Genomic DNA, 26,600 nt, shown 5'->3' with positions numbered 1-26,600 from the left:
CGTTGGCGCAGACGAGGTTGCCCCTGGTGCAGACGACGCTGATGCTGGTCGGGTCCTGGCGACTTATGCGCTCAGTGCTCGTGACCTTCGACGGTGTGGGCCAGAGCGTCGAGGATGATGTGAGCGACGTGGTCGTCCTTGAGTGAGTAATAGGCTTCGCGGCCGATTCGGTTGACCCCGACGAGGTGGAGGCCACGCAGGAATTTCAGATGTTGGGAGACCAGTGGCTGCGAAAGCTCGGTGGACTCGACGATATGCGTCACGGTCGCCTCGCCGTGAGCGAGGACCAGCAGCATCTTCAGCCTCGACGGCGTGGCCAGTGCCTTGAACAGGTCGGCGGTCTCAGAGATGGCTTCGAGATTGCCCTCGGGGTCGCGCAGGAGCTGATTGACTGCGGCATTGACCGGGGTGGAATCTGAAGTGGAAGCCATGGATAGAGATTACCGGAAATTCTGCGGTGATCTCACTGTTCAGCTGAGGGCTTCGACGTTGTCCTGGGTGCCGATGAGGTCGTCGGCCAGTGACTCCCACTGCTCATAGGCGTCGGGCAAGGCAGATCGTTGGACGGCCTGTGCCGCCTCGGTGGGGGCCATCGTGTGCCAATTCTCGATCTGCACGAGTCCCGGATTCTCGACGTCCGGGTTGATTCCGTAGAAGGACTTCGTGGCATAGATGGGGTCGTTGAGGCGCTCGGGTTCACCCCACCCCTGCGAGGGGCGCTGCTGGAACAGGCCGACCGAATCGCGGTCACCCGAGTCGAGGTTCCGCAGCGAGGATTCCTGGAGCGCGGTCATGAGAGCGATTCTGATCGCGCGGTCATCGAAGTCGCCGCCGCGACCGATGCCGATGATCAGTCGGGCATTGTCGATCTGCTGCTCGGACAGTTGATTCACTGAAGCCATCTGCATCTGCCTGATCGTCGTCGAACCGAAGGAGATAGGCGAATTGACGATGATGACGGCGGCGAGGACCAAGGCCATCACCGCTGCCCCGAAACCGATCAGGGCACCACGAAGTACGGACCGAGAGCCCTTGCGGTGTCGAGTCGTTTCAGCCATGAATATAACGATAATGCAACAAACTGAGGGGTGCATGTGTCCACGCCGTGCCTTTTGTCACAGAACGGTCACGGAAGTGAATTTTTTGTGTGCGTCGGTGGTGACGCGTCATGTTCCAAGTCTGCGTCATCTCCTCAGGACGAATCGACTGGCCCGCCGTCTAGGATCAAAGCATGATCTTCGTGAGACGACGCAACCCGAGACCTCCACTCTTCGGGTGCCTGGTGGGTGTGATCGCGCTGTTCGTCATGGGGGTCGTGGTCATCGCAGTCGTCGCCGCAGTGGTCCTTATGAGCGCTGACATCGACAATTCGATTGAGGACTCGGGCAGTGGCTCGAGCGGGAATGGTGCATCGAGCAGTGCCCCAGCTTCCCCCGGGCAGTGGTCGAGCGGCGGCTGAACGGCGGTTGAGCGACTGAGATGACTCAGTTCGCGGTGCTTCTGCCGGCGGCTGTTGTCTGCACAGGCTGACGCAGAACCGTCCGCAACTTTTCCGGAGCCGTTCTTCGCAGGTCGCTGAGGTAGATCTCGTGGTGTCTGCCGGTCATCTCGAACCCCGCGGCCGGGATGACGTCTGTGTGCATGAGCTCGAGTACGGGTCCTTCGGTGTCGAATGGCCCGATGTGCAGGGTCTGAATGCTTGTCCCCTCGTGCAGCGTCGTCATGCGGAGGTCGCCGAGGCGGGGGAGGGTCTTGCGTTGTGCAGACAGTGTGGAAGCGTGGTCGAGATGGGACTGGTCCAGCCAGTCAGGCACGAGCAGCATGAGCGTGAAGTCCCACTGAGACTTATCGCGGGCGCTCGTGAACGTGGACATGTCCTCTGCCCACCACAACCCCTCGAGCGGCGGGACGACGTAGTCACGACCCAGCTCGTTCTTGCTGAAGAACTTCAGGGCGTAGGCCAGCGGATAGAGCGTCTCAATGGCCGAGGTGAAATCGGGTGACGAATTCGGGTCGCCGTGCCCGTCGACCATGAGGTACTGCAGTGGTGGCATGGTAAGGGTGTCGAAGACGCCGTGCTTGGCGCGATAGCCGCGCAGCGTCTTCTTGAAATCGATCTTGTTCAAGGCGCATTCCGATCCGGCAGAAGTGACTATCCGATTCTACGAGGCGAGCCTGATGCTCAATGGGGTGTCTCTTGGTCCCGACCTTGACCTTGCCACGGTGTCAAGGTCTTCACTGGTCTCAAGGAGGTGGAACCAATGACCAATCCACACAGCATCACGCAGAGCCGTTCGGATCAGGAGCCCGTCATCGCGGCACTGTCGTCGCCGAACCCACAGCAGCGGCTGCAGGCAGCACTGTCAGTCGGAACCACGGCCGAGGACCGCCACCTCGGCGCCCTCATCCAGCGGTGCAGAACCGAACCGGACTTCTTCGTCCGTGACATGCTCACCTGGGCGATCACACGGATGCCTGCCGAGGCGACCGTCCCGCTGCTCATCGCCGAGCTGAGCTCCAAGGTACCGCAGGCCCAGAGCCAGGCCCTTCACACGCTGTCGAAGATCGGTGATCCCCGCGGCTGGGAGGCCATGGATCCGGGAACCATCGGAGACGGCCTGATCGCCCATGCCGACACCGAGGTGGCCCGCAGTGCGTGGAGGGCCGCAGTGGCACTCGTCCCCGGTGATGAGCGGGAGAAGTTGGCATCGTCCCTGGTCACGCAGCTTGGACGAGGTGATGTGGAGACGCAGAAGAGCCTCAGTCGAGCCATCGTCTCCCTCGGAGAGGATCTCGTGTCAGTGCTCGATGGAAGACTGCAGGCAGAGGAAGAAACAGTGCGGACACACGCCATGGCTACCCGGGACATGTTCACCGATCCGGATGCCGGTTTTGCTCACGCCTTGAGTGAAGCCAAGCGCGTGGTCGCACTGGGGTCCGAGGCGTCAGCATAGGTCGATTTTGGGAAGGGTCGACCGAGGCAGCGTTGCCGAGCGGGGCAAGCTCGCGCGGCGCTGCGTGCGACACCTCGGACTCCTTCCTCCGAAGCTCAGTGCTCTGTCGGCCGAGCTGCAGCAGTGTGACCTGTCTATAGTGGAGACGGGAGAGGGGTGCCAATGCGGATCGGCGAAGTTGCCAGACGCTCCGGTGTGAGCGCTCGGATGCTGCGACACTATGAATCCTTGGGCCTCATCGATCCCAGCGAGCGCACCTCGAGCGGGTACCGGGAGTACTCCGCGGCCGATATCGGTCGCATCTTCCATATTGAGGGGCTGCGCAAACTCGGAATGTCGCTGTCAGAGATCGGAACCCTGCTCAGCGATCCGGCGTTCGATCCCAGCCGGCTGCTTCACGAGCTGGTCGAGACGACCAAGCAGCGCATCGCAGCCGAACAGGAGCTGCTCTCCCACCTCGAACGCATCGACCGCCTCCACCATGCCGATGGTGAGGCGCTGCTGCTGACCATCGATCTCATGCGCTCCCTGGAATCTGGTGACGTCATCCAACGGCACAAGGCGGCTTTGGGCAGCGGCGTCGACGGAACGGTGCCCGTCGAATCCCTGTCGACAGCCGTACTCAATGAACCCGTGCTCAACGCCGCCGGGGCCATGCGCTGGGCCTTGGCACAGTCGGGATCCGAAGCGGTCCGCTATTTGGCGAAGGGCATGGACGACCTGTCCGTCGACGTCCGACGCAATGCGCTGCAGGCCCTCGACGAGATCCGTCGCAATACAGCGAGAGACGAGCTCGGGCCCGTCGCTGAGAAGATGATCACCGCGTCCCTGCACTCCGGCCTCGGCGACCCAGATCTTCAGGTGCGCAGCAGTGCGGCGCTCATTCTCGGTCAGATGGGGGATCCCGTTGCAGTCTCAGATCTGCTCGAGATCGCGATGGATGGGCCCAAGGACATCGAAGCCGCCGAAGCTCTCGCCGCATTCGTCAATGAGGCCCCGGAGGAAGGGGCACGGGCAGAGGTCGCGTCCCGGATCATGGCGGACCTGCGTCGCCATGCCAAGTCACCTGAGGCGACGGTGCGTTTTCGAGTGCTGCAGGTCCTCATCGAAGCTACCGGTGCCGAGGCCGATGACTTCATTGCAGAGCTGCGCACCGACGAGAGCTTCGAAGTCGCAGCCACGGCAACCGCAGCCCTGAACCGACGCCGCGATCATTAAACTTGTCCCATGACCTCCGGAACAACGACGCCCGATCCTGGGCCAGACCGATCGGCCGCCTCCCCGAAGAGACGGCAACGGCAGCCGTTCGCGTTCCGGCGTCACCATTTCACGGTCACCGGGGTGCTTGACTACCTCTTCTTCCTCTTCGCCGGAGCCTCGTCGACCTGGTTGGCGGTGCTGATCCTGTTCAAGGGATTCTCACTGGGCTGGTGGCAGGTGCTGACTCTGCTCGTGTTCTGGGTGGTGGTGTCTTACCTGGCACTGCCACGGCTGCACCGCATCCTGTCCCAGATCTACGTCCCCAACTACTTCATCGGTCGAGCCCGGACGTCGGACGGACTGCTCGGCGACCCGGTCAACCTCGCATGGCGCGGCGATGAGGCACAGATCCACCACGCGATGAAGGCCGCCGGGTGGATCCTTGCCGACAGCATCACCCCGGCCTCGACCTGGGAGATCATCACATCCACGCTGACGAGGCGAAGCTATCCCAAGGCGCCCGTATCGCCTCTGCTGCTGTTCGGCAGACGGCAGGACTTCGCTTATCAGCAGGAGGTCGACGGCGATCCCGGGCAGCGACATCACGTCCGATTCTGGAAATGCCCCACCGGCTGGATGCTGCCCGGTGGGCACCAGGCGGACTGGTTGGCGGCGGGCACATACGACAAGAGCGTCGGAGTCTCTCTCTTCACATTGCAGTTCACCCACAAGATCGAAGAGAACACCGATGTCGAACGTGACTACATCGTCGACACGGTGTCTTCGGCCGATGAGGCGATCGTCGTTCAGCACATCGAGGACTTCTCGACCGGCTACCACTCGCGCAACGGCGGCGGAGACGCGATCATCACCGACGGAGACCTGCCGATCATCGAGGTCACCGAGGTCACCGCTGACGAATCCGACTCCCCGGATCGTCTCGACCTCGCCCTCGATGCGACCTCGATCTACGCCGATGCCAAATCAGTCAGGGAGGTCACCAGGACTCTGTGGCACAGGCGGCCGCTGCAGACTGTCGTCGGTGCCGCACTCGTTCTGATTCTGCTCCTCTTCCAAGCATGGGACGTCCTGGGCACCGTGCTGGACTGGAACGGACTGCGCACTGAAGTCGTCGACTACAGCAAGGACATCGAAACCCTCGGAAACGAGGTGGCGACACGGATCGTGGCGGGCGTTCTCATCGGACTCAGCCTCCTCATCGGATGCCTGCAGGTGATCGCGAGCATCTCCGTGTTCCGGGGCAGCAACCGGGCGAGGCTGTGGATTCTGACTCTGTCCACAGTGTCGGTGATCGTGTCGATGACGAACTACTTCACCGGAGATCGCGACCTCGCGACCAACATGTACGCGTTGACGACGATCGCCATGCAGGTCGCTGTGCTGTTGTCCTTGTCGAGTGACTCGTCGCGGTTGTTCACCCGTTTCAGCACCGCAGCACTTCGTGCCGAACGCCAGGATCGGGCACTCGAGGACTGAGTGCGCGCGCACTTGCTGAGTGTCTGCGCACAGAGGAGTCGTGGACTCCCTGCCCTGTGTATCCTGATTGCGACTGCATTCCGAGGCTGCGTACCTGCCACCGGAACCGGATCCAAGCGAAGAGGCGCAATCCCATGACCGAATCGACATCCCGCTCATCTGCTCCCTCCGACGGGGCTGAGGCTTCTGACGCCTCTGTCTTCGACACGATCGATCCGGGCCTCAAAGTGGTCAGCGTCGAAGTGGAGATCGCCGCCCCGGCTGCTGAGATCTTCGAGCTCATCGCGGACCCTGTCCGCCAACCCGAGTGGGATGGCAACGACAACCTGGGCACAGCCGCTTCAGGGCAGAGGCCGACCAGCGTCGGAGGTTCCTTCATCACCACCCTGACCAAGGGCGTGGACCGTGAGAACCACATCGTCGAGTTCGAAGAGGGCAGGCTCATCGCCTGGAAGCCCTCCGAAGTCGGCGGGGAGCCCTTCGGGCAGAAGTGGACGTGGGAGATCGAAGCGACAGGAGAACGCTCAAGCCTGGTTCGCCAGACATATGACTGGACCGAGTTGAGAGACCCTCGGCGACTGCCCCGGGCACAGTCGACGACCTCGCAGAACCTGCTGGCCTCACTTGAAGGACTCAAGGCGCTCGCCGAAGGCTGAGACGCAAGCCAGCAGCACCTCGGCGAGGCCACGGCTCAGCCGCGTTGAAGCACAAGCTCCAGGTCATCGAGCACTGTCCGATCCTCGATCGTCGAGGGCACGGCCGGGGAGTCGACTCCGTCAGCGATCTCGCGCATCGTCTTGCGCAGAATCTTCCCCGACCGGGTCTTCGGCAGTGCAGTGACGATATCGACCTGCTTGAATGCGGCGACGGGGCCGATCTCCTTGCGCACCAGTGCCACGAGCTCGGCGATGACCGCCTTAGGATCGGTCGCCTCGGCGGAATCACTGAGAACGACCAGCGCACGCGGACTCTGCCCCTTCGTGTCATCGTGAACACCGATCACTGCGGTCTCTGCGACTGCGGGGTGGGAGGCGATGACGGCTTCGATGACACCCGTGGACAGGCGGTGACCGGCGACGTTGATGACATCGTCGGTGCGACCCATGACGAAGACATATCCGTCTTCGTCAAGGTATCCCGAGTCGCCGGTGAGGTAATAGCCGTCGAAGGCCGAGAGATATGAGGACACGAACCTGGAGTCATCGCCCCAGACGGTGGCCATCGTTCCCGGCGGCAGGGGCAGCTTCATGACGATGAGACCCTCCTCGCCTGCCGGCATGGGCTTGCCGGCTGGATCGAGGACGCCGACCTGGAAGCCCGGCACCGGCTTGGTCGGGGACCCGGCTTTGAGGGGGAACTGCGTGAGGCCGAGTGGATTGGCTGCGATCGGCCACCCGGTCTCTGTCTGCCACCAGTTGTCGACGACGGGAATGTCCCGACCGGTCGCCTCGGCGAGGATGTTCGTCGTCCACTCATAGGTGTCGGGATCAAGACGCTCACCGGCGAGGAACGATGCCCGCAGGCTGGAGAGATCGTACTTCTTGATGAGTTCGCCGTTCGGATCTTCTTTGCGGACCACACGCATGGCCGTCGGTGCCGTGAAGTGAACGTTGACCTTGTGGTCTTCGATGATGCGGAAGAAGGTGCCCGCATCGGGGGTGCCGATCGGTTTGCCCTCGAACAAGACCGAAGTGACTCCGGCCAACAGCGGCGCGTAGACGATATAGGTGTGCCCGACGACCCAGCCGACGTCGGAGGCTGTGAACATCGTGTCACCGGGATTGAGGCCGAAGATGTTGGGCATCGAGAATGCCGAAGCCACCGCGTAACCGCCGGAATCGCGCACGATGCCCTTCGGCTTTCCCGTCGTGCCGGAGGTGTAGAGAACGTAGAGCTCATCGGTGGCCTTGACGGGGACGGGATCAATGCCCTCGGGGGTGTTCTCGAGGAGCTCGGCGTAGTCGAGGTCATTCTCGCCCATCTCGCAGCGATGCTCGTCGCGTTGGACGATGACGGTGAACTCAGGTTTGTTCTCGGCGATGTCGATCGCCTCGTCGACCATCGGCTTGTACTCGAGGATGCGGCTCTTCTCGACCCCGCACGAGGTGGAGATGACGGCCTTCGGAGAGGTGTCATCGATGCGAACAGCCAACTCGTTGGGGGCGAACCCGCCGAAGACCACCGAGTGGATCGCGCCGAGGCGGGCACAGGCGAGCATGGCGATCGCAGCCTCGGGAACCATCGGCATATAGATGATGACCCGATCGCCCTTGACCACACCCTTATCGGACAGGGCCCTGGCGAAGCGGGAAACCTCGTCGAGAAGGTCCGAGTAGGTGATCGTGCGAATCGTGTCGGTGACAGGCGAGTCATAGATGATTGCCGCCTGATCTCCGCGTCCGGCCGCCACATGGCGATCGACGGCGTTGAAGCACACGTTGAGCTCACCGTCGGGGAACCAACGGTAGATGGGGGCGTTGGCGTCATCGACGGCGCGAGTCGGCTCGGTGATCCAGTCGACGTGCTTCTTGGCCTGGTCGAGCCAGAACTCTTCAGGATCGGCAGCGATGCGGGCGATGACATCGTCGTAGCTGGGGGATTGGTCCTGTGCGATCGTGTCCATGATTCCATTGTGACCCATGGCACAGCGGCCCGTACCGGCAGATTGCGTCGATTTTTGGGTCTGTGATGGTTGCGCGCGAGCCGTTTCGACGCTAGAGCGACGGAGTTCTCTGACTGCGAGAGTGCCACTTGAGAGCACATGGTGAGACGGTCTTGTTGAAAATGTCCCCTGTGCCACACTGACGCCATGACTCAAACACAGGACAGCACGCAGAAGGTAGCAATCGTCACCGGAGCCTCTTCGGGAATCGGCGCGGCCACAGCAGCCGCACTCGCACAGGACGGTTGGCAGGTCATCGTCGCCGCCCGCCGCAAAGACAAGATCGAGAAGGTCGCTGCCGACATCGGCGGCACCGCCGTCGAGCTTGATGTCAGCTCGGACGAATCCGTCGCCAATCTCGCAGCCCAGGTCGATCGGGTCGATCTTCTGGTCAACAATGCTGGCGGTGCCCGCGGACTGGACCCTGTGGCAGAGGCCGACCTCGAAGACTGGCAGTGGATGTTCGACGTCAACGTCCTCGGCACCGTCCGAGTCACCAAGGCTCTGCTCGACAAGCTCATCGCCTCGGAGGGCCACATCATCAACACCGTCTCCATGGCCGCCTTCACCCCCTACGCCGGTGGTGCAGGCTACAACGTCGCGAAGTTCGGCGAGGGCGCACTGACCCGGGTACTGCGACTCGAGCACGTCGGCGACCCCATCCGAGTGACCCAGATCGATCCGGGACGGGTGGAGACCGACTTCTCCCTCAACCGCTTCGACGGTGACGCGGACAAGGCCGCCAAGGTGTACGCCGGCAAGCTCAACCTGTCCGCCGACGATGTCGCAGAGTCGATCCGCTGGGCCGCTTCTCTGCCGAGCCACGTCAATATCGACCACATCCACATCATGCCGCGCGACCAAGCCTGAGCTTCCCGGTCGCGCGTCGGCGCTCGGCGCGCGACCGGTGGCCACCGGCCAGCAGCTGTTCGGGCAGGCCGTACGTCGGCCCAGCCTGCGCAGAGCGTGCATGAACTCAGCTGTTTCACAACAGGTATTGTGCCGAGAACTCCTGATTGTCATCGCAGACAAGGCACAATGGGGACATGAGATATCTTGTTGCTCTGATCATCGGCATCGGCGCCCTGTTCGGCATCAACGCCTTCGCCGACCTCTTCTCGATGCCACGCCCATGGGGTTCGCTGCTGATGTGTGCGACCGTCGGAATCACGATGGTCGTCGTTCTCCTGATCTGGGAAGTCGTCAAACCCAGCAATAAGGACGCCGCCCCCGCGAAACCGGCGATGAGCGAGGAAGAGCGCGCGAATGCGCGTGCGGAACGTCGCGCCCGTTTGGCCGCCGAGGCGGGGGTGAGTCTTGATGACAACGGCGAGCCCGAGTCGCAGAGTGAAGCGAAGACCTCCGAAGCGAAGCCTTCCGAAGCCGAACCTGCGCCGGAGAAGACCACCGCGACTGAGTCGAAGATCACTTCGCCCGGAAAGACCGCTGTGCCCGGGGCGACCGCTGTGCCGGAATCGAAGACCACTGAAGACTCTGTGCCTGAGACGGCCCCGCCGATGCGATCGGCGGCAGAGGACGACACGTCACCGGAAGCCGACGAATCCTCGATTGAGGCGGAACCGGGCGTGGCCCCAGGCACCGATGCCGAGCGGAACTACGAAGAACCGGAGACCTTGTCACCGGACGAATTCAACGAAGAGGCGACGGGATCGTCCCTGGAAAGCCCTCCGACCGGAGAACCCGGAGTCTCCGTGGACTCGCTGGAAGCCGCTGAATCCGAGACCGCCGAGGCAGACGGAGTATCCGGTGACGACGAATCGGCAGACGCCGAGGAGTCCTCGGATGACGACGGGGCCGGAGAAGAGACGATTCCCGGCGGACCAACACCTAAAGGCTGATCACGGCAGCTGACTGCCGAAGGCGCTGACTGAGGAACAGGCCTCGCCCCGGCATCACTCCGTGTCTGAGGCTGCCCCCGAGTAGTGTGCGGCGAGGATCCTCAGACCCTCTTCGATGCTGACGCGCGGCGTCCACCCGAGAACCTTCTGGGTGCGGCGCTGGTCGAACCAGTGCGCGGTGGAGAGCTGCTCGGCCAAGAACCTCGTCAGCGGAGGCTCATCGTCGTGTTCTCCCAGTTCCCAGGCCTTCTCCACGACCGAGCCGGCGGCCAACGCGGGCCCCACGGGAATGCGCAGCTTCGGCACCTCGGCGCCGCCGGCGATCGCGATCCGCGACATGAGTTCACCGATGGGACGCGGCTGACCGTTCGTCACGACCAACGATTCGCCGTGCGTGGCCGCCACAGCGTCTACGGCGGCAACGATCGCCTCGACTGCGTTGTCGACGAACAGGGCGTCGACTAGCGGGGCACCCGATCCGAGAATCGGCATCCGGCCCGCCCGTGCACGGTCGATGACGCGTTCCGTCAACTGTGTGTCGCCAGGACCCCACATGAGGTGGGGGCGGAGGACGAGGACCTTGAAGTCCTGCGAATCGGCATCCAGTGCAATGAGCTCCCCAGCGGCCTTCGTTCGCGCGTACTCGCCGCGTGCCAGCTCGGGGGAGGCCGGACCTGCTCCTGCGCCGATGATCGAATCACCGGTATGGGCCACCGACGGTGAGGAGATGTGGACCAACCGCTTCACACCAGCTGCCTGAGCAGCATCGACGAGGGTCCGCGTGCCGCCGATGTTCACGGCCTCGAACTCGCTGGGGTCGCCCATCATGGATACCTTCGCTGCCAGGTGCACGACCGCCTCGGCGCCGGTGAGGGCTTCGGCAGTGCGGCTCGGATCAGTGACCGAGCCGATGACATCGCGGGCACCGGCCACCGAGGAGGGGCGACGCTGCAAGGTGGTGACCTCGTGGCCGTCTGCCACCAGCGCACGAGCGACGGATGACCCCAGGAGCCCGGAGGCGCCGGTGACGGTGATCTTCATGAAGACTCCTCAGACGGACGGGAAACGGACGGAATTCAGACCTTGGTGCGCACCGAACCGCCGGATAAGACGTGGTCGGCCCAGGTCGCCAAACGAGATCGATCGATCTTCGAATTGTGGCGGATATCGGTCGGGAATGTGGGAGCGATGAGGACCGCTGTGAGGTCGTGTCCGACAGTGTCGGCAACGAGTTCCCGCAGGCGCGCGGTCAGGTCCAGCGGTGCCAGACCGGGAGACAGCTCGGTCCCTTCAGCATCGAGGACGGCCACCAGCGACTGCGTTCCAGCCGGGCCGATGCCCACGATCGAGGAGCGGCTGACCTGCTCATCGGAATCGATGAGTGCCTCGAGGCCACCGGGACCCACAGGTCCTCGCGGTGTGGTGACCACATGCTGCAGGCGACCTTCGAGCCAGACGCGTCCCTCGGCGTCGATGTGGCCGATGTCGTTCGTCCGATGCCAGGTCCGACCGTCGAGGTCATCGCGTGCCGAGGCCGCGGTGGTGGCCCAGAGGTTGTCGTAGCCGGATTTGATGTGAGCGGCGCTGACGACGAATTCGCCCAGGTGTCCCTGTGCGTCAACGCCTTGTTCCAGCACATCCGCGGATGCACCTGAGTCGTCGATCGGAGCCAGGGCCAGTTCGACGCCGTCGATGGGGCGGCCCACGCACACGCCGAGGTTGGCCGTGGCGTCCGCGGCGGCCACACCGGCACGGTCGATGTCGGTCAGCAGGAGACCCTCGGTCATCCCATACGGCGAGTGGATGCTCGCGTTCGGGAACACCTCGGCGATGGAATCCATCAGCTCCAGCGGCACGGGGGCACCTGCCGAGAGCACGAGTTCGACCCGCGCGCAGGCGGCCTTCTGCTCCTCATCGAGGTCAGAGGCGGTGGCCGCGACGTTCTTGTACGCGGCAGGGGAGGCGAAGACCATCGTGGAATGACCGGCGATGATCGCATCGGAGATTGCGCTGGCCGTCAGCGTCTTCGGCTTGGTCACGGACATGTCCGGAGTCACCGAGGTGGCCCCGATGGCCGGACCCAATAGTGCGAACGGTGGGAAGCCGGCGACCAGGCCGGTGCCTTCGCGGACATCGAAGACGCGGGTCAGCACTGCTGCCAGGGCTGAGATGTCGCCGTGGGTGTAGCGCACGCCCTTGGCCGGTCCCGTCGATCCGGAGGTGAAGAGGATCGCCGCATCGTCGGTGGCTGCCGGGGTTGGCAGCTGTGCGTGGTGTGTGGTGCGCGAAAGCGCAGTCAGGCTGGTTTCGACCTTGAGGAGTTTGGCCTGCACCGCTCCCAGCGGGGATACGGAGATGCGGCGTCCGGGCCAGTTGAAGGCGCGGGCGAGGCCCAGTCCCGGCAGTTCCCCGATGATCCACTGCGGATCCGCCGAGGTGGTTGCCCGGGTCATGCCCTTCGGTCCGAGCCCGGCGTCGGCGACGACGGCGACCGCACCGATCTTCAGGCAGGCGTAGAGGGCCGCGGTGAGGTTGTTGCCGGGTGGCACGAGCATGGAGACCCGATCACCGGGGCGCACACCGAGTTCGAGCAGACCGCCCGCGATGCTCGTCGTCACGTGCCAGAGATGGCGCCAGGAGATCTGCTGCGCAGGGTTCTGGGCGAAGTCCACCGAGGCGATGGACTCGTCATCGTGGCGTGCGTCGAGGATCGCGGTGACCCCGCGTGCCGGGGGTTCTGCGTCCGGTGACTGCACGTTGTCGGCGTTCGTGTCCGTCGAGGCAGGGAACTGCGTCTCGAGCCAGTCGGTGACGACTCCGGCGACATCGTAGTCCTCGCTGACCAGGTGCGAGCCCAGTTCGAAGCGGTGCACATCGGCCTGGGGCAGGCGCTGACGCAGATCACGCAGGTAGCGTTCGAGGAACACCGGGTCCTTCGGTCCCCACACGAGGAGCGCAGGGTGCTCGTTGGCGGCGATGTCGGCACCCACGCGCTGGAGCTCGGAATAGGACGGGTGGTTCTCATCGACGGGGATGTCGGCGACGAAGCCACCGATCCCGTGACGCAGAGAGGCGTTGTCATAGGGGGAGCGGAAGGCGTCCTTGATCTCTGGATCGAGATCGCCGAGGCTCATCGTCACCCGCAGGAATCCGTCGGTGACCACGGTGGCAGTCGGGAGCATGGGCCCGGCCAGTGTGGCCCGCAGGGGTGCCGGTATGGGGGCGTCCTCGGGCTGGTGGACGGCCGTGTTCAGGCTGATGGAGGCAGAGACGAGATCGGTGTTGCGTGAGGCCCAGCCCAGGGACAGGACGCCACCCCAGTCGTGACCGATCGTCACGATCGGATGATCGACGGACGTAGCTCCGTCGTTGGGTGCAGTCCCGGCGTTGGGTGCGGCACTGCCGGCAACCTCGGCGAGGAGGGGTGTGACGACGGCATCGAAATCGGTGATGCGCTGGGACATGCGACGGACCTCGGCACCGTGGGGAGTCGGCAGCGACTCATGGCTCAGCCGCTCTGAGAACCCCATATCGAGCTGGTCGGGGGCGATGAGACGCCACACGCGACCACCGGACCGGGCGATGTCCACCGTCGCCTGCGCGAGGTGTCGCCACAGGTATGACCAGGTCGGATTGCCGTGCAGGGCAAGGATCGTGCCGCTTGGTTCCAGCCCTTCGCCGCGCAGCACCTCAAGGGTGTCGAGGACGTGGAAGGAATGCGGCCCGTCGGGAGTCCTGGCCTCGACGATTCGGGACCAGGCAGGGTCCCACTCGGGCAGCTTCGGGGGAGTCTGAGCCGGCCGTGCAGGAAATCTCATTGAACCTCTACCACTCGATTTCGGTCATTGCGGCGTTGAGTCCCGACCCGACTCCCATGCACAGGATGCGGTCGCCGGGTTTGAGGTGTGATGCCTCACGGCTGAGCGTGATCGGCAGGGAAGCCGGTCCCACATTGCCGAGTTCGGGATAGGTGACCGGAATCCGATCGGGATCGAGGTTCGCGGCCTTCGTGATCGAGTTGACGTGCACGTCGGAGACCTGGTGCATGACGTAGCGATCCATCTCGCGCCAGTTCCAGCCGTCCTCGTGGGCTTCTTCCCACGCGGCGACGACGAGTTCCATCCCGCCGGCCAGCAGACCCTTGGTGTCGGTGAACATTCCGTTGTGATCGCCCACGCACAGTTCGTGGTGCTGGGTCGCGGCGCGGGTGATGCCGCCCAGGATGCGGTGGCCCTCCGGGTGCTTGTCGGCTGGCCCGAGGACGGCGGCGGAGGCACCGGACCCCAGTGTCAGGGAGGCGAACTCGTTGAGGTATTCCTCGCGGCTGATGCCGGGACGGGTCAGTCGGGCCAGTGTGGCCTCTTGGACGCGGGAGGCGTCTTCGCCGGCGACGACGAGGGCGTATTCGATCTGACCGGCGTCGATCATGTTCGCGGCCAGGGTCATTCCGTTGACGAAGCCCAGGCAGGCGTTGGTGATGTCGAAATTCATCGCCTGCGAGCCCAGACCGATGCCCGCGTGGACGCCGACGGCCACAGAGGGTTCGAGGTGCTCACGCGTGACTGAGGTGTTGACCATCAGTCCGATCGACTCGGGAGAGACCCCCGACTCGGCGAGAGCCTTCTTACCGGCCGCGATCGCTCCATCGGCGAACTGGCTCGGCACGTCCCAGTTGCGGCGTGCGTCGACACCGGCGACGCGCTGCAGAAGGCCCGTGGGCAGATTGAGGGTGGACAGGGTATCGGCGAGGCGCTCGTCGAATTCTTGAGAGGTCACTTCGTTCGGGGCGAGGATCTCGGTCAGGCCGAGAAGCGCCACGTTCGAGTGCCGGAATGTTGCGTTGCCGTTCGCCAATTGAGGTTTTCATCCCTTTGCGGGTCGTTCGTCGTCGTCTGCTGAGGGCCGATGCGACGCACTCTTGGAGCGCGCCACGACGGGGAAGTCCGGAGACTATCTTATATCCCTCAGGCTGAATTGTTTCTCAGCGAGTGAACCAGGTGAATCCGTCATAGGCCATTCCGGTCGCGCAGAGGACCGCGATCCCGGCCAGAATGATCGACGTCACGGTGTGCGAAACCTTCGAAGACTGGAAGCGAACGGCACGCGAATGGGACATGGGGCGGTCGGTGACGAAGCGTCCGAACTGGACGAAGATGCGCCAGTCCATGACGTCGATGAGTGACTTGGCCGCCAGAGTGAAGACGATGATGCAGCCGACGCCCATGAGGATCAGGAAGATGAAGCCCATGAACCCGAATTCGCGGAAGAACTCGACGACGCGATCGGCGATGGCGGTGGCGAAACCGGTGAATCCTTCGCTGAAGGGCAGTGCGGCGAAGGAATCGGTGATGCGGCCCAGTGTGAATCCGTCGCGTTCGGTCTGCTCGGCACCGATGAACATGGCGACGGAGGCGGCCAGGGCCACGAGGAGGTTGATGATGGTGATCGTCGAATTGTCCGGCCAGAATTCGAGGGACTTCAGCGTGTAGGTCGATGCCAACGCCACGCAGATGATCGCGCCGGCCAGTGCGCCGACCGTAGCGGGGAGGAGGAGATTGTTGAAGAACACGAACGCGATGACGGCGATGAGAGCGGCGCCGAAGATATACGTGAACACCGCCAGCGTGTCACCGTTCGAGGAGGTGGCCGCGCGACGGTTCGTCTCGACCATCTGCCCCGACTGGCCGATGTTGTCTCTGAGTTCAGCCTTCGTGGCCCGTGGATCGGTGTCGGCCCCGGTCGCGGGCAGCACACGAGTCTCGTCCTCGCTCATGCCGTAGACGCGCTCGGGCTGTTGGGGATAGGCGCGAGTCGTCTGATCATAGGCCTGCGTCGGCTGAGTGTAGGCACGCGTCGACTGATCGTATGAGCCGCCCCGTGGCCGTGAACCCGGTGCGTGGCCCGGCTGACCGGTGCCGCCGGGACCGTAGCCTGGCTGCGTCTGCCCGCCTTGTGGCCCACGCTGCGGAGCCGGCTGCCATCGCCCGATCCGAGCCGCGATGATGTAGATGATGAGGACGACGAGTGCTGCGAGGACTCCGATTGAGATGCTGGCGCCGAGCTCGCTCATGAAGGACTTCCTGGGGATGGACAACGATGGTCGAGTACTCAGTCTAAGGAGGATCGGGGCGGTATTCACGTTCACCCACGGGACGGGCCGCGAATGTAGGGTGAGATCACGACCTGCAACGGCCTCCCGAGCAGTGAGGACCGCCCAGCATTCGAAGGAGAATCGCGATGAGCAACGCCCAGGCATTCACATCATCGGCTATGCCGCTTGACCAGCAGATCGTCCTCGTGACAGGAGCCGGGCGCGGTGTGGGCTCGTCCATCGCGAAGGCCTTCGCGCACGAGGAGGCCGCGCTCGTCATCAACTACCGCTATTCGGCCGAAGCAGCGGAGGAACTCGCCGAGGCGGTCCGGGCCCGCGGCGGACGTGCGGTGGCGATCGAGGCCGATGTCACCGACTCACGTGCCGTGGACGCCATGTTCGCCGCCGCACATGCGGAGTTCGGCGCGCCCGTGTCGACGGTGGTCAACAACGCCCTCGTCGACTTCTCCTTCAACGGGGAGGAACGACAGCCGGCAGACGAGATCGACTTCTCCGATTTCACCGACCAGTTCCGCGGCGCCGTCGGTGCCGCGCTCAACACCGTCCAGGCCGCGATGAGCGGATTCCGTGAGATCGGATCGGGCCGGGTCATCAATATCGGATCCAACCTCGTCCAGAACCCGGTCGTGCCGTACCACGACTACACGGCGGCCAAAGCGGCTCTACTGTCCCTGACCAGGACCTTTGCAAAAGATCTCGGCCCCTCAGGAGTCAGAGTGAACATGGTCTCCGGTGGTCTGCTGCGCACCACCGACGCCTCCTCGGCAACGCCGGAGGAGGTCTTCGACCAGATTGCGGCACAGACTCCGCTGGGTCACGTGACGACTCCGGAGGAATTCGCCTCGGCGGTGGTGTTCTTCGCATCGCCGGCCTCACGCGCGGTGACGGGCCAGAACCTCGTCGTCGACAACGGCCTGGTGATGGGCTGACCCGCCGGCAGCCGAAGTCAGGAGCGACTCCGCACCGGCTCGTGAACTTTCGTCGAGAGCCGACCGTAGCGGCGGCGGGCGACTTCAGGGAGTCGGCTTTGGCTGGTGCGGTCGGCTCTCGGCGATGTGCTTCTTGATGGCAGTGAACATTTCGCTGCGAAAGAGATCGGCCCAGACCAAATTGAAGACTGTGAACCCGGCATTGGCGAGCCGCATGTGCCGAGCATGGTTGTCCTTGCTGGCTCAATCTGGTCCGGACTCATTGAGGTAGTACTTGCCCAGACCATGGAACTCCACGATCAACGGAAGTCTTGCGTGCTTGAAGTCGCATCTGCCGAGAAACTTCCCAGCGCGATCGTGCACTGTCACCTGCGGAATCATCTCTCCGATGGAGAATCTGTGGAATTTCACCGCACAGAGTGACTCGCCCTGAGACTCATGCAGCGGGTCGGACAGCTCGATGCCTTGCTTCGCAACTCTGCACCCTCTTCGACGAATCTTCATCTGCTCGAAAAGGTCGGACTTGCTGATGTTGCCGGCTCGAAGAGCCTCGGAGATCATCGGTACGGATATCTCCAATGGGTAGTCATGAGCGATGTCGGAGAGCGTGCGCGAGAGATCTGTGACCGCAAAATCGCCGATGGTGGTCTGGTCTGCCGGTGGAACGATGCGGTTATAGATGCGCAATGTTGGGAAGTTCTCGTGATAACCGGTACGGATGATCTCGGCCCTGTCGGTTGCAGGGAACGGCGGGCGAATGCCGTGAATCAGAGCAGCCGAGATGTGAGAGAAGACGTCTCCGGAGCGGAGCTCGTGCAGTCGCGAACGAATCAAGGGTTTGAGGTTCTCGCTCTGGTCTCGGATATCGCCGAAAGTCTGGGGATAAGAGATCGGCTCGGCAGCGCCAGGCGAGTGCAGAACGGCATGATGCGGTGAACTGCAAGGGCGGACCACAGCATAGTGCCCACGCCGAATCTTTTGCAGGCAACACTGCTGCGCTCGGCGGACGTCATCATCGGTCAAGCCGAATCTGAGAAGGTCCTGTTTCATGTAAACCTGAACCATCTAACGATAATGGCATCAAACGATACTAAACGCAATGAAATGCTAAGTATTGAAGCGGATGCAATCGCAGATTCTGCTAGTCCGGAGAATGCGAATTCGCCGAAGGCCGACCGTAGCGGCGGCGGGCGACTTCAGGGAGTCGGCTTTGGCCGGTGCGGTCGGCTCTCGACGATTGATCGGACGGCTCTCGACGTTTGTTGGGTGGGAGCGAGCCGAGGGCCTCAGACCTTGTCGAGGAACGCCAGACTGCGGTCGAGGAGCAGCTGCGCGCTGTCCCCTCGGTAGTCAGCGACCAGCGGATCGCTGAAGAGGTGACTCCCGCCCGGGTAGAGGAAATACTCCGCCTGCGCCCCCGCTCGGGTAGCCGACTCCAGCAGAGTCTGTGGCGCAGCTGCGTCTCTCCACTCGTCATCGACTGAGAAATGGATCTGGACGGGCACATTCTCCTGCCATCGCGTGGGCTTGGGGAAGCCGCCGCCGTGGAAGAGGAGCGCGCCCCGTGCCCGCGCGTCGTTCTTGCCCATCTGCTGGGCGATGCCGGCACCGAGGGAGAGCCCGGCGAAGACGATCTCACCAGTCAGGTCAGCACAGGCCGCGGCAGCCCGATCGACCAGCTGAGAGAACCCGACGTCCTGCGAGTGACCGACCCCGGCCTCGGCGGTGGTGAACGTGCGTCCCTCGTAGACATCGGGGGTGAGCACGGTGTGCCCGGCGGCTCTGTATCGATCGGCGATCGCTTCGACGCCGGGAGTCTTGCCCAGTGCGGAATGGAGCAGAACGAGGGTTGCCATGGCGATCTCCTGTTGTCTCAGTTGAATCCAGCACTGCCGCGGCTCAAGGTATGACTCAGCGGCTGTGGCCGTGTGGGATGGCGAAGGAGTCTGCTCGGGCCGTCTCCCAGTCGGCGGCCCAGTCAGCGGGAGCGCCGCTGAGCAGCTCGCCGGGCTTGAGCCAGTCGTAGAGACGAGCGTAGGACCAGGACTCAGACTCCGAGACATTGCGGCGCAGCATCGTCGGTTCCAGCTCATCCGGATGGGCCACGCCCATCGACGCCATCAGGCGCACGGCCTCGGCGACGGTGCCGTCGTGGTAGTTCTTCACGCGAGTCGACTTGTCGGGAACATCGATGGCGCGTGCACGGCGAGGATCCTGCGTGGCCACGCCGACGGGGCATTTGCCGGTGTGGCAGACCTGAGCCTGAATGCAGCCGACGGCCATCATCATGGCGCGAGCCGCCATTGTGAAGTCGGCACCCTGGATGAGTCGCTTGACGATGTCGGAGCCGGCCGCGATCTTCCCTGCCGCACCGATCTTGATGCGATCACGCAGCCCCGCACCCTTGAGCGCGTTGTGCACGATCATCAGGCCCTGGGTCAGAGGCAGGCCGACGTGGTTTTCGAATTCGAGCGGCGCAGCTCCCGTGCCGCCTTCTGAGCCGTCGACGATGATGAAGTCGGGAGTGATGCCGGTCTCGACCATGGCCTTGCAGATGCCGAGGAATTCGGTGCGCGAGCCCACACAGAGCTTGAAACCGGCAGGCTTGCCGCCGGAGAGCTTGCGCATCTGTTCGACGAACTGCAGGAGTTCGATCGGCGTCGAGAATACAGTGTGGTTCGGTGGGCTGACACAGGTCTTGCCGACGGGAATGCCGCGGATCTCTGAGATCTCCTCGGTGACCTTCGGGCCGGGCAGGACGCCGCCGAGGCCGGGTTTGGCACCCTGGGAAAGCTTGAGAGAGACCATCTTGACCTGTGGGTCCTGTGCTTTCTGGGCGAAGACGTCCGGAGCGAATTCGCCCTCGGGGGTTCGGCAGCCGAAGTAGCCGGTGCCGATCTCCCAGATCAGGTCGCCGCCGAACTCCTGGTGATAGGGCGTGATCGAGCCTTCTCCGGTGTCCTGGGCGAACCCACCCAGGGCGGCGCCTTTGTTGAGCGAGCGCACCGCATTGTCACTCAGCGATCCGAAGCTCATGGCCGAGACGTTGAGGAGCGAGATGTCATAGGGCTGTGTGCATTCCGCCCCGCCGACACGGATCCGCGGGGGAGTGGGGGAGCTCGTGATCGGAACATTCGAGTGCATGAGGGCCTCGTAGCCCGTGCGATTGACATCGCGTTCAGTCCCGAAGGCGCTTTCGGAGTGCTTGCCTTTGGCGCGTTCGTAGATTATTGCGCGAGTGTTGCGATTGTACGGACGGCCATCCCAGTTCCGCTCGATGAAGTACTGCTGGATCTCTGGGCGAATCGACTCGAGCAGATACCGTGCGTGACCGGCGACCGGATAGTTGCGCAGGATCGAATGCTTCTTCTGGGTCACATCCCAGGCGGCGAGGGCGCCGAGGCCGAGCGCTGAGACGGCGGCAGCGGCCTGAGCCACGCGCTTTCCTGTTGAGTCTCCTCCGAGCTGGCTGACCATGGGGTACCGACCTTTCCTTGAACTTCTTCGGTCTGTGCTTGATGCGAGCCTAAACCGAGAACACGGGGATTTCAGGAAAGGGTGGGCTAAAGTTCCGCCCGTCTGGCTCAGAACACTCGTATGAGCAGCGCCTGAACAAGTTCGTCGAGCTGGAGGGAGTAGCCGATGATGAGGAGGAACCCCGTGGCGATCCACGCGACTTCCTTCCAGGAGTCGTAACCGCTGAGGGGACGGTTGTCGTAGCGAAGCCCGCCGGCCATGACGATGACGAGGTCGAAGACCCACCACAGGCCCAAGCCGCCGAGGCTGACCAGCTTGAGCCCGCCGGTGAGGAAACGTCCCGTGTAGAGGCGGTCGGCACCGAGGAAGCCCAGCAGGAGCGATAGGAGCCAGGTGACGAAGAAGGAGCGGTTGGGATGGTTGTGCTCGGCCTCATTGTCGGAGTTCGGTCGTTTCACGGAACCCGGACGTTCAAGGGAGTCAAGGGAATTGAGGGAATCGAAGGGGTCGATGGAGGGCAGTTCGGGGACCAGAGGCGACACGGACACGGTGTTCTCCTTCTCTTGCGTCGCCGCTCTCCGGGGAGCGATCGACGTGATGTGATCGACGTGCCGCGGAGAACCGGGGGATGGGCGTCAGGTGGGGGATCTGAGTACAGCCTAGGAAGCACGTGAGTGTTCGCGCATTGGGGTTTTCCCCAGTATCGGCATAGCGTTGGATCTATGAGTACTGGTGAGCCGAGCGCGACGAGTACTCGGCGAACCATCGTGGCGGTGTTCTTGGCCGGAGTCTCGGTCTTCCTCGTGCTCTATGAGACGCAGGGACTGCTCCCCGCCATCCGCGGCGCCTACGACATCGACGCTCCCACAGCGAGCCTGACGGTCTCCGCCACCAACGTTGCCATGGCCGTCTTCCTCATCCCGTTCTCCGTGCTCGCCCCGCGCATCGGGCATGCCAGGCAGATCGCCGGCGGCGTGGTCCTGGCCGCGCTCCTCGCGCTCATCCTGCCGTTCATGCCGAGCCCCGAACTGCTCATCGCGGTCCGCTTCCTCCAAGGCGTGGCGATCGCCTCGGTGCCTGCCACCGCAATGGCCTATCTTTCGCTGCGGCTGCCGGCGAAGGCACTGCCCGGCGCTATCGGTGTCTACATCGCCGGCAACACGATCGGCGGACTCTCCTCCCGGCTCCTGACCGGTCTTGCCGCGGAGGGCCTCGGCTGGCACGGCGGCCTGGCGTTCACCGCGGCAGTCTCTCTGGTCTTCGGGCTCATCGTGGTCTGGCTGCTCCGCCACGATCTCTTCACCACCTCACGAGTGATCGCCGCCCGCGAATCGTCGACGACTGCGCCGGAACCGGCGGCGACAGAGCAGGAGTCGACGTCCGATGCAGAATCCTCGGCAGCAGCGGACACCGCGCAGCCACCTCGGCGGGCGATCATTCCGCTGAGATCGGGGCTGTGGCGGATCTACCTCACCGGCTTCCTGTGCATGATCGTCTTCGGCGGCTCCTTCACGATGCTCGGCACTCGGCTGCAGCATGATCCCTGGCGGCTGAGCGAAGGCGCAGTCGCACTGTTCTTCCTCATCTACCTCGTCGGCACCGTCGTCACCACGTACTACGGTCGGTTGGCCACGAGGCTCTCGCGCACCTCGTTGACACTGATCGGGATGGTCACAGCACTTGTCGGCGCCGGACTCACTCTCGTCGATGATCTGCCGGTGATCATCATCGGCATGTCCCTGCTCACCGGCGGCTTCTTCCTCGGCCACACGGGCGCATCCGCGTCAGCCAGCGCCTCACGGCCCGGTGTCGACTCCACCCGATCGGCGGCCATCTACCTCACCGTCTACTATCTGGGCACCAGCCTGGGCGCCTGGCTGTCGGCGGTTCTGTTCACCGATTTCGCGTGGCCGGGCGTGGTCGTCATGTGCATGACCTCGTTGTTCGCCGTTCTCATCTTGACGTTGACCGGGGCTTCGATAGGGTTCAAGAAACGCAGCTGATCATTCGTTCAGCTTAAGAACCGGAGGACTTCATGCCCCACGCAGCACATTCGAACGTCACCTATACGATCGACCGGGGCGTCGCCCATGTGGAGATCGACCGCGCCGAGAAGCTCAACTCACTGACCAGAGAGGTGTTCGAAGACCTCGTCGAGGTCGGCCTCGCGCTCAGGGAATCGACTGAGGTTAGGGCCGTCGTGCTCTCCGGCCGCGGGCGGGCGTTCAGTGCTGGCCTGGACTTCACCGAGATGTCCAGGCTCGCGGAGGAAGGCACCGCGACGACCTCCGCCGAGGCGGGTGCGGGATCCGAGTCATCGACCGAAGGCGCCGTCGACGTCGGTGAGCGGCTCGGGTCCGCTCGGGCGCTGGCGCAGAAGGCCGTGCACGTGTGGTCCCTGATCGAGGTTCCGGTCATCGCCGGACTCAGGGGTCCGGCGCTCGGCGGCGGGATGCAGATCGCGCTGGGCACGGACATCCGCATCGCCGGACCCGACGTCCAGCTCTCGCTGATGGAGATCAAATGGGGGATCATCCCGGACATGTGCGGGACTCAGCTGCTGCCGCGCCTGGTCGGGCCCGGAACGGCGAAGAAGCTCATCGCCACAGGCGAGGCCATCGGCGCCGAGGAGGCGCTGCGGATCGGTCTCGTCGAAGAGCTGGCTGAGGAACCGGTCGAGCGAGCTCTCGAACTTGCCGCCGACATCGCGGGGAAATCACGCTCGGCACTCGTGTGGGCGAAGAAGCTCGTGGACCTCTCCTATGAGGCTGACCTGGCCACGGGCCTCGATGCAGAGCAGGAGGCGCTGGCCTCACTCATCGGCACCGACGAGCAGCGCGAGGTCGTCACAGAACGGCTGGCGCGCATGGCCAAGCGGTCGAAGGGCTGAGGCGCAGCGACGCAGTTGTGATGTGCCGGCCGCTCAGCTGACGGCCCGCCGCCGCTCAGCTGACGGCCCGCCGCGGCTCAGCTGACGGCCCGCCGCGGCTCAGCTGACGGCCCGCCGCGGCTCAGCCGTGACGACCCGGCGAGGCTCAGCCGTGCTTGCCGGGGAACTCCGGGCGGACCGGGTCGATGCTCCGGGCGGATCCGACCACCTCGGCGGCGGTGTCGAACGTGTCGAGCTCGCGCATGAGCACGAGTGTCGGGCGCATAAGCTTAAGACGCTCCTCGGCTTCGGCGGTCAGGATCTGGGCCACCGACATCCATTCACTCGAATGCGCCTCGGTGGTCTGATGGTGGGCTGACTCGAGGTCACCGGCCGAGAGGGCATAGAAATAGGTGTCGAAGCGTTTAGGCCGTCCGGCCGGGGTGACCCAGTTCGCCCATGGCTTCAAGCCGGCAGGGTCGAGCACGGCTCCTGTCTCCTCTTCGACCTCACGCACAGCGGTGGCGAGCAGGATGCGCCAACCATCGGCCACCTCGGCGATGGTGGAGTCCTTCCACGCTGCCTGATGACTCTGCGGATCGGGGACCGCGATGGAGGCCGCAGTCTGCTCATCGATGGGATCGACGCGGCCGCCGGGGAAGACGACGACGCCGGCGGCGAAGTCCATCGTCGACACCCGATGCTGGACGAAGACCTCGAGCCCCGTGGCACCGTCGCGGATCATGAGCACGCTGACGGCGGGTTTGATCGGCACGGCGTGCGGGTCGGGCACATCGGGCCCGCGGCTGGAGGAATCGGCGAGGTCCGAACGGTCGGACCCCTCGGGGGAGATTTCTCGAATCACTGTCAGCACCTTCGCCTCTGTGTCTGCTCGTCACCTTCCATTATGACTGTGACTGTTGTCCTCGGCGGAGGCGGGGTGTTCCGCTGGGGCGAACTCATTGGAAATCAAGCGGCAGGATACGATGGTGCCAGACGAGAGCGACGGCGAGTTTCTCAAGGCAGCTTGAGCTCTGGTGCCTGGGAGTCTGAGCGCGGCACCCGGCGTTGACGGCCCGCAGACCGGAAGAGTAAGGACATGACCAGATTGGAGAACTATCTTTTCTTCTCAATCGATCAGGCGTGGCCGAACTGGCTGATTGTCACACTTCTGGCGATCGACATGATCATCCGCATCGTTGCGCTGGGCTGGATTCCGCACAACCGCAGACCATCTGTCGCGCTCGGCTGGCTGCTCGCAATCTTCCTCATCCCCTACGTCGGAATTCTCGCGTTCCTGCTGCTCGGCTCGGCGAAGCTGCCGAAGAGGCGGCGGGACAAACAGGTGCTCGTCAACGACATCTTCCGGGACCAGACCGATGATCGGGCGATCATCGGCGACTCCGCCCACATGCCCGAACCGCTGAGCACCGCGGCGCAGCTCAACTTCGAACTGGGCGCGCTGCCGATGACGCACGGCAACGCCTTCGATCTGCAGATCGACAACCACGCCTGCATGGAGGCGATGGCCGACGAGATCGATGCGGCCACTCGGTTCGTCCACTTCGAGTTCTACATCGTCGCCATCGATGACACGACGAGGCGGCTCTTCGAATCGCTGCTGGCCGCGCACGAGCGCGGGGTTCGGGTGAGAATCCTCATCGACCATCTGGGTTCACTGGGATATCCCGGCTACTCGGACCTGGTCAAGCGGCTCAACTCATCGGGAGTGGCGTGGCGCCGAGCCCTGCCGATCCGTCCCTGGAAGGGCGAATACCAGCGACCCGACCTGCGCAACCACCGGAAGATCCTCGTCGTCGACGGCGAGGTCGCCTTCACCGGGTCGCAGAACATCATCGACCGGTCCTACAACAAGCGACGCAACTTGCGGAAGGGCTTCCAATGGATGGACCTGTCGCTGAAGTGCAGCGGCCCAGTCGTCGATGAACTCGATGCGGTCTTCATCACGGACTGGTATTCGGAGACGGGGGAACTCTTCGACGAAGCCTCGCAAGGGGAACTCCGGGCACCGCAGAACGGCGGCATCCAGGCGCAGGTGGTGCCGTCTGGACCAGGGTTCGAAGACGAGAACAATCTGCGTCTGTTCAATCACCTCATCTACAACGCGAACCGCAGCGTCGTCGTCTGCTCACCGTACTTCGTGCCCGACGAGTCGCTCATGCACGCGCTCACGACAGAGGCCCGGTCCGGAGTCGACGTGCGCCTGTATGTGGGGGAGACGAGCGACCATTGGGTGACGCAACGGGCCCAGCAGTCCTATTACGCCGATCTGGTGCGGGCCGGAGTCCGGATCTTCCTGTACCACGCCCCGACCGTGCTGCATTCGAAGTTTCTCATGATCGACGATGAAGTCTCGATCATCGGATCCTCGAACATGGATGAGCGATCGTTCGCGATGAACATGGAGGTCACCATGTTCATCGTCGACAAGGAGTTCACCCAGCGGATGTACGACCTCGAAGCGCAGCGGTACGCGCCGAACTCCGTCGAGCTCGACGCCGAACGCTGGAACGATCGGCCGCTGCTGCACAAGTATGTGGAGAACGTCGCCAGGCTCACGAGCTCGCTGCTCTGAACTGGACAGGATAAGACAACGCTCCCGCACACCGATCAGTGTGCGGGAGCGTCGTCGCTTACGAGCCTCAGGTGTCTTCGGAGAGTCCGGATGGGCCTTCGTCATCGAGATCGCGCATGGGGTCAGCCATGACATCGTCCTTGACCTCGGGGGTGCCCGTGGACGTGGCACCTGGGGTGCCGGCGGACTTGCTGCCCGTGGAGGCTGCACCGGCTCCGGCAGCGGAGTTGACCTTGTCGGCTGCAGTCTGGACAGCATCGGCGACAGCCGGTGACTTCTCGCGGATCGACTGGTTCGCCTTCTCAACGGTGTCCTGCACTCGCGGGTCGGTCCAGAGATCCTGTGCCTGGGCCTTGAGCTTCTCGTAGCTCTGACGTCCGGTGCGTGATCCGAGTACGTAACCGACTCCCAGACCAGCCAGGAGAATCAATCGCTTCTTCATTTT

Annotated in this window: 25 protein-coding genes; 11 read left to right on the top strand and 14 right to left on the bottom strand. The window is 63.8% G+C overall.

Annotation, left to right across the window (positions count from 1 at the left end):
• Positions 1 to 71: 71 nt before the first annotated feature.
• Entirely contained in the window at positions 72 to 431 is a 360-nt protein-coding gene (locus BAUR9175_RS08665; RefSeq protein ID WP_009882302.1) for an ArsR/SmtB family transcription factor, read from the bottom strand.
• A 39-nt stretch (positions 432 to 470) separates the two neighbouring features.
• Positions 471 to 1,058 (bottom strand): peptidoglycan-binding protein, encoded by a 588-nt coding sequence (locus BAUR9175_RS08660; RefSeq protein WP_096146071.1) that lies wholly within the window; start codon positions 1,056 to 1,058, stop codon positions 471 to 473.
• A gap of 173 nt (positions 1,059 to 1,231) precedes the next feature.
• Between BAUR9175_RS08660 and BAUR9175_RS08655 the strand changes: the two genes are divergently transcribed.
• On the top strand, positions 1,232 to 1,459 hold the full coding sequence (locus tag BAUR9175_RS08655; protein WP_009882305.1) for a hypothetical protein: 228 nt from the start codon (positions 1,232 to 1,234) through the stop codon (positions 1,457 to 1,459).
• A 25-nt stretch (positions 1,460 to 1,484) separates the two neighbouring features.
• On the opposite strand, the gene BAUR9175_RS08650 is transcribed toward BAUR9175_RS08655, so the two are convergent.
• Positions 1,485 to 2,126 carry a GyrI-like domain-containing protein gene (locus tag BAUR9175_RS08650; protein WP_009882307.1) on the bottom strand — a complete coding sequence of 214 codons (642 nt, stop codon included), beginning with the start codon at positions 2,124 to 2,126 and terminating at the stop codon, positions 1,485 to 1,487.
• A gap of 135 nt (positions 2,127 to 2,261) precedes the next feature.
• On the opposite strand from BAUR9175_RS08650, the gene BAUR9175_RS08645 reads away from it, so the two are divergent.
• The 4 genes from BAUR9175_RS08645 to BAUR9175_RS08630 all read left to right on the top strand — a co-directional run bounded on the left by BAUR9175_RS08645 (position 2,262) and on the right by BAUR9175_RS08630 (position 6,307).
• Positions 2,262 to 2,954: a HEAT repeat domain-containing protein gene (locus tag BAUR9175_RS08645; RefSeq protein WP_096146070.1), complete on the top strand. Its 693-nt coding sequence runs from the start codon at positions 2,262 to 2,264 to the stop codon at positions 2,952 to 2,954.
• A gap of 162 nt (positions 2,955 to 3,116) precedes the next feature.
• Positions 3,117 to 4,172, top strand: coding sequence for a MerR family transcriptional regulator (locus tag BAUR9175_RS08640; protein ID WP_096146069.1), 1,056 nt, complete (start codon positions 3,117 to 3,119; stop codon positions 4,170 to 4,172).
• 9 nt (positions 4,173 to 4,181) lie between these two features.
• Positions 4,182 to 5,651: an LssY C-terminal domain-containing protein gene (locus BAUR9175_RS08635; protein WP_096146068.1), complete on the top strand. Its 1,470-nt coding sequence runs from the start codon at positions 4,182 to 4,184 to the stop codon at positions 5,649 to 5,651.
• A 134-nt stretch (positions 5,652 to 5,785) separates the two neighbouring features.
• On the top strand, positions 5,786 to 6,307 hold the full coding sequence (locus BAUR9175_RS08630) for an SRPBCC family protein (RefSeq protein ID WP_009882312.1): 522 nt from the start codon (positions 5,786 to 5,788) through the stop codon (positions 6,305 to 6,307).
• A gap of 35 nt (positions 6,308 to 6,342) precedes the next feature.
• Here the strand turns inward: BAUR9175_RS08630 and BAUR9175_RS08625 are convergent, their stop codons facing one another.
• Positions 6,343 to 8,274 (bottom strand): acetate--CoA ligase, encoded by a 1,932-nt coding sequence (locus tag BAUR9175_RS08625; RefSeq protein ID WP_101583523.1) that lies wholly within the window; start codon positions 8,272 to 8,274, stop codon positions 6,343 to 6,345.
• A gap of 186 nt (positions 8,275 to 8,460) precedes the next feature.
• On the opposite strand from BAUR9175_RS08625, the gene BAUR9175_RS08620 reads away from it, so the two are divergent.
• Together BAUR9175_RS08620 and BAUR9175_RS08615 are read left to right on the top strand one after the other, a co-directional pair.
• Positions 8,461 to 9,183 (top strand): SDR family oxidoreductase, encoded by a 723-nt coding sequence (locus BAUR9175_RS08620; RefSeq protein WP_096146066.1) that lies wholly within the window; start codon positions 8,461 to 8,463, stop codon positions 9,181 to 9,183.
• A gap of 176 nt (positions 9,184 to 9,359) precedes the next feature.
• Positions 9,360 to 10,172, top strand: a complete 813-nt coding sequence (locus BAUR9175_RS08615) for a hypothetical protein (protein WP_096146065.1) — start codon at positions 9,360 to 9,362, stop codon at positions 10,170 to 10,172.
• Positions 10,173 to 10,226: 54 nt separating this feature from the next.
• Here the strand turns inward: BAUR9175_RS08615 and BAUR9175_RS08610 are convergent, their stop codons facing one another.
• The 4 genes from BAUR9175_RS08610 to BAUR9175_RS08595 form a co-directional block, all read right to left on the bottom strand.
• Entirely contained in the window at positions 10,227 to 11,213 is a 987-nt protein-coding gene (locus BAUR9175_RS08610; protein ID WP_009882316.1) for an NAD-dependent epimerase/dehydratase family protein, read from the bottom strand.
• Between the two features lie 35 nt (positions 11,214 to 11,248).
• Positions 11,249 to 13,990, bottom strand: a complete 2,742-nt coding sequence (locus BAUR9175_RS08605) for an alpha/beta fold hydrolase (protein ID WP_096146064.1) — start codon at positions 13,988 to 13,990, stop codon at positions 11,249 to 11,251.
• A 7-nt stretch (positions 13,991 to 13,997) separates the two neighbouring features.
• A complete protein-coding gene (locus BAUR9175_RS08600; protein WP_096146063.1) occupies positions 13,998 to 15,026 on the bottom strand; it encodes a 3-oxoacyl-ACP synthase III in 1,029 nt (342 codons plus the stop codon).
• Positions 15,027 to 15,153: 127 nt separating this feature from the next.
• Entirely contained in the window at positions 15,154 to 16,242 is a 1,089-nt protein-coding gene (locus tag BAUR9175_RS08595; protein WP_101583522.1) for a hypothetical protein, read from the bottom strand.
• A 167-nt stretch (positions 16,243 to 16,409) separates the two neighbouring features.
• Here BAUR9175_RS08595 and BAUR9175_RS08590 point away from each other — a divergent pair, with 167 nt between their 5' ends.
• Complete coding sequence (locus BAUR9175_RS08590; RefSeq protein ID WP_009882320.1) at positions 16,410 to 17,213, top strand: 3-oxoacyl-ACP reductase; 804 nt, start codon at positions 16,410 to 16,412, stop codon at positions 17,211 to 17,213.
• A gap of 243 nt (positions 17,214 to 17,456) precedes the next feature.
• Here BAUR9175_RS08590 and BAUR9175_RS08585 read toward each other — a convergent pair whose 3' ends face one another.
• The 4 genes from BAUR9175_RS08585 to BAUR9175_RS08570 all read right to left on the bottom strand — a co-directional run bounded on the left by BAUR9175_RS08585 (position 17,457) and on the right by BAUR9175_RS08570 (position 21,238).
• Entirely contained in the window at positions 17,457 to 18,278 is an 822-nt protein-coding gene (locus tag BAUR9175_RS08585; protein WP_141322615.1) for a hypothetical protein, read from the bottom strand.
• A gap of 221 nt (positions 18,279 to 18,499) precedes the next feature.
• Complete coding sequence (locus BAUR9175_RS08580) at positions 18,500 to 19,069, bottom strand: dienelactone hydrolase family protein (protein WP_009882322.1); 570 nt, start codon at positions 19,067 to 19,069, stop codon at positions 18,500 to 18,502.
• 55 nt (positions 19,070 to 19,124) lie between these two features.
• Positions 19,125 to 20,690 carry an FMN-binding glutamate synthase family protein gene (locus BAUR9175_RS08575; RefSeq protein WP_101583519.1) on the bottom strand — a complete coding sequence of 522 codons (1,566 nt, stop codon included), beginning with the start codon at positions 20,688 to 20,690 and terminating at the stop codon, positions 19,125 to 19,127.
• A gap of 107 nt (positions 20,691 to 20,797) precedes the next feature.
• Positions 20,798 to 21,238 carry a TM2 domain-containing protein gene (locus tag BAUR9175_RS08570; RefSeq protein WP_162619356.1) on the bottom strand — a complete coding sequence of 147 codons (441 nt, stop codon included), beginning with the start codon at positions 21,236 to 21,238 and terminating at the stop codon, positions 20,798 to 20,800.
• A gap of 174 nt (positions 21,239 to 21,412) precedes the next feature.
• Here BAUR9175_RS08570 and BAUR9175_RS08565 point away from each other — a divergent pair, with 174 nt between their 5' ends.
• Positions 21,413 to 22,693 carry an MFS transporter gene (locus tag BAUR9175_RS08565; protein WP_050773350.1) on the top strand — a complete coding sequence of 427 codons (1,281 nt, stop codon included), beginning with the start codon at positions 21,413 to 21,415 and terminating at the stop codon, positions 22,691 to 22,693.
• A gap of 32 nt (positions 22,694 to 22,725) precedes the next feature.
• Positions 22,726 to 23,580: an enoyl-CoA hydratase-related protein gene (locus BAUR9175_RS08560; RefSeq protein WP_096178017.1), complete on the top strand. Its 855-nt coding sequence runs from the start codon at positions 22,726 to 22,728 to the stop codon at positions 23,578 to 23,580.
• A gap of 145 nt (positions 23,581 to 23,725) precedes the next feature.
• Here the strand turns inward: BAUR9175_RS08560 and BAUR9175_RS08555 are convergent, their stop codons facing one another.
• The gene (locus BAUR9175_RS08555) at positions 23,726 to 24,424 is read right to left on the bottom strand and encodes an NUDIX hydrolase (RefSeq protein WP_096168318.1); all 699 of its coding nucleotides are present in this window, start codon (positions 24,422 to 24,424) and stop codon (positions 23,726 to 23,728) included.
• 234 nt (positions 24,425 to 24,658) lie between these two features.
• Between BAUR9175_RS08555 and cls the strand changes: the two genes are divergently transcribed.
• Complete coding sequence (cls, locus tag BAUR9175_RS08550) at positions 24,659 to 26,155, top strand: cardiolipin synthase (protein ID WP_069601052.1); 1,497 nt, start codon at positions 24,659 to 24,661, stop codon at positions 26,153 to 26,155.
• A 67-nt stretch (positions 26,156 to 26,222) separates the two neighbouring features.
• Here cls and BAUR9175_RS08545 read toward each other — a convergent pair whose 3' ends face one another.
• On the bottom strand, positions 26,223 to 26,597 hold the full coding sequence (locus BAUR9175_RS08545) for a hypothetical protein (RefSeq protein WP_009882330.1): 375 nt from the start codon (positions 26,595 to 26,597) through the stop codon (positions 26,223 to 26,225).
• Positions 26,598 to 26,600 lie beyond the last annotated feature (3 nt).

It is taken from the genome of Brevibacterium aurantiacum (assembly GCF_900169065.1).
GTDB lineage: Bacteria > Actinomycetota > Actinomycetes > Actinomycetales > Brevibacteriaceae > Brevibacterium > Brevibacterium aurantiacum.
The sequence above is the reverse complement of the archived record's forward strand: the minus strand, read 5'-3'. Positions and strand labels throughout refer to the sequence as shown.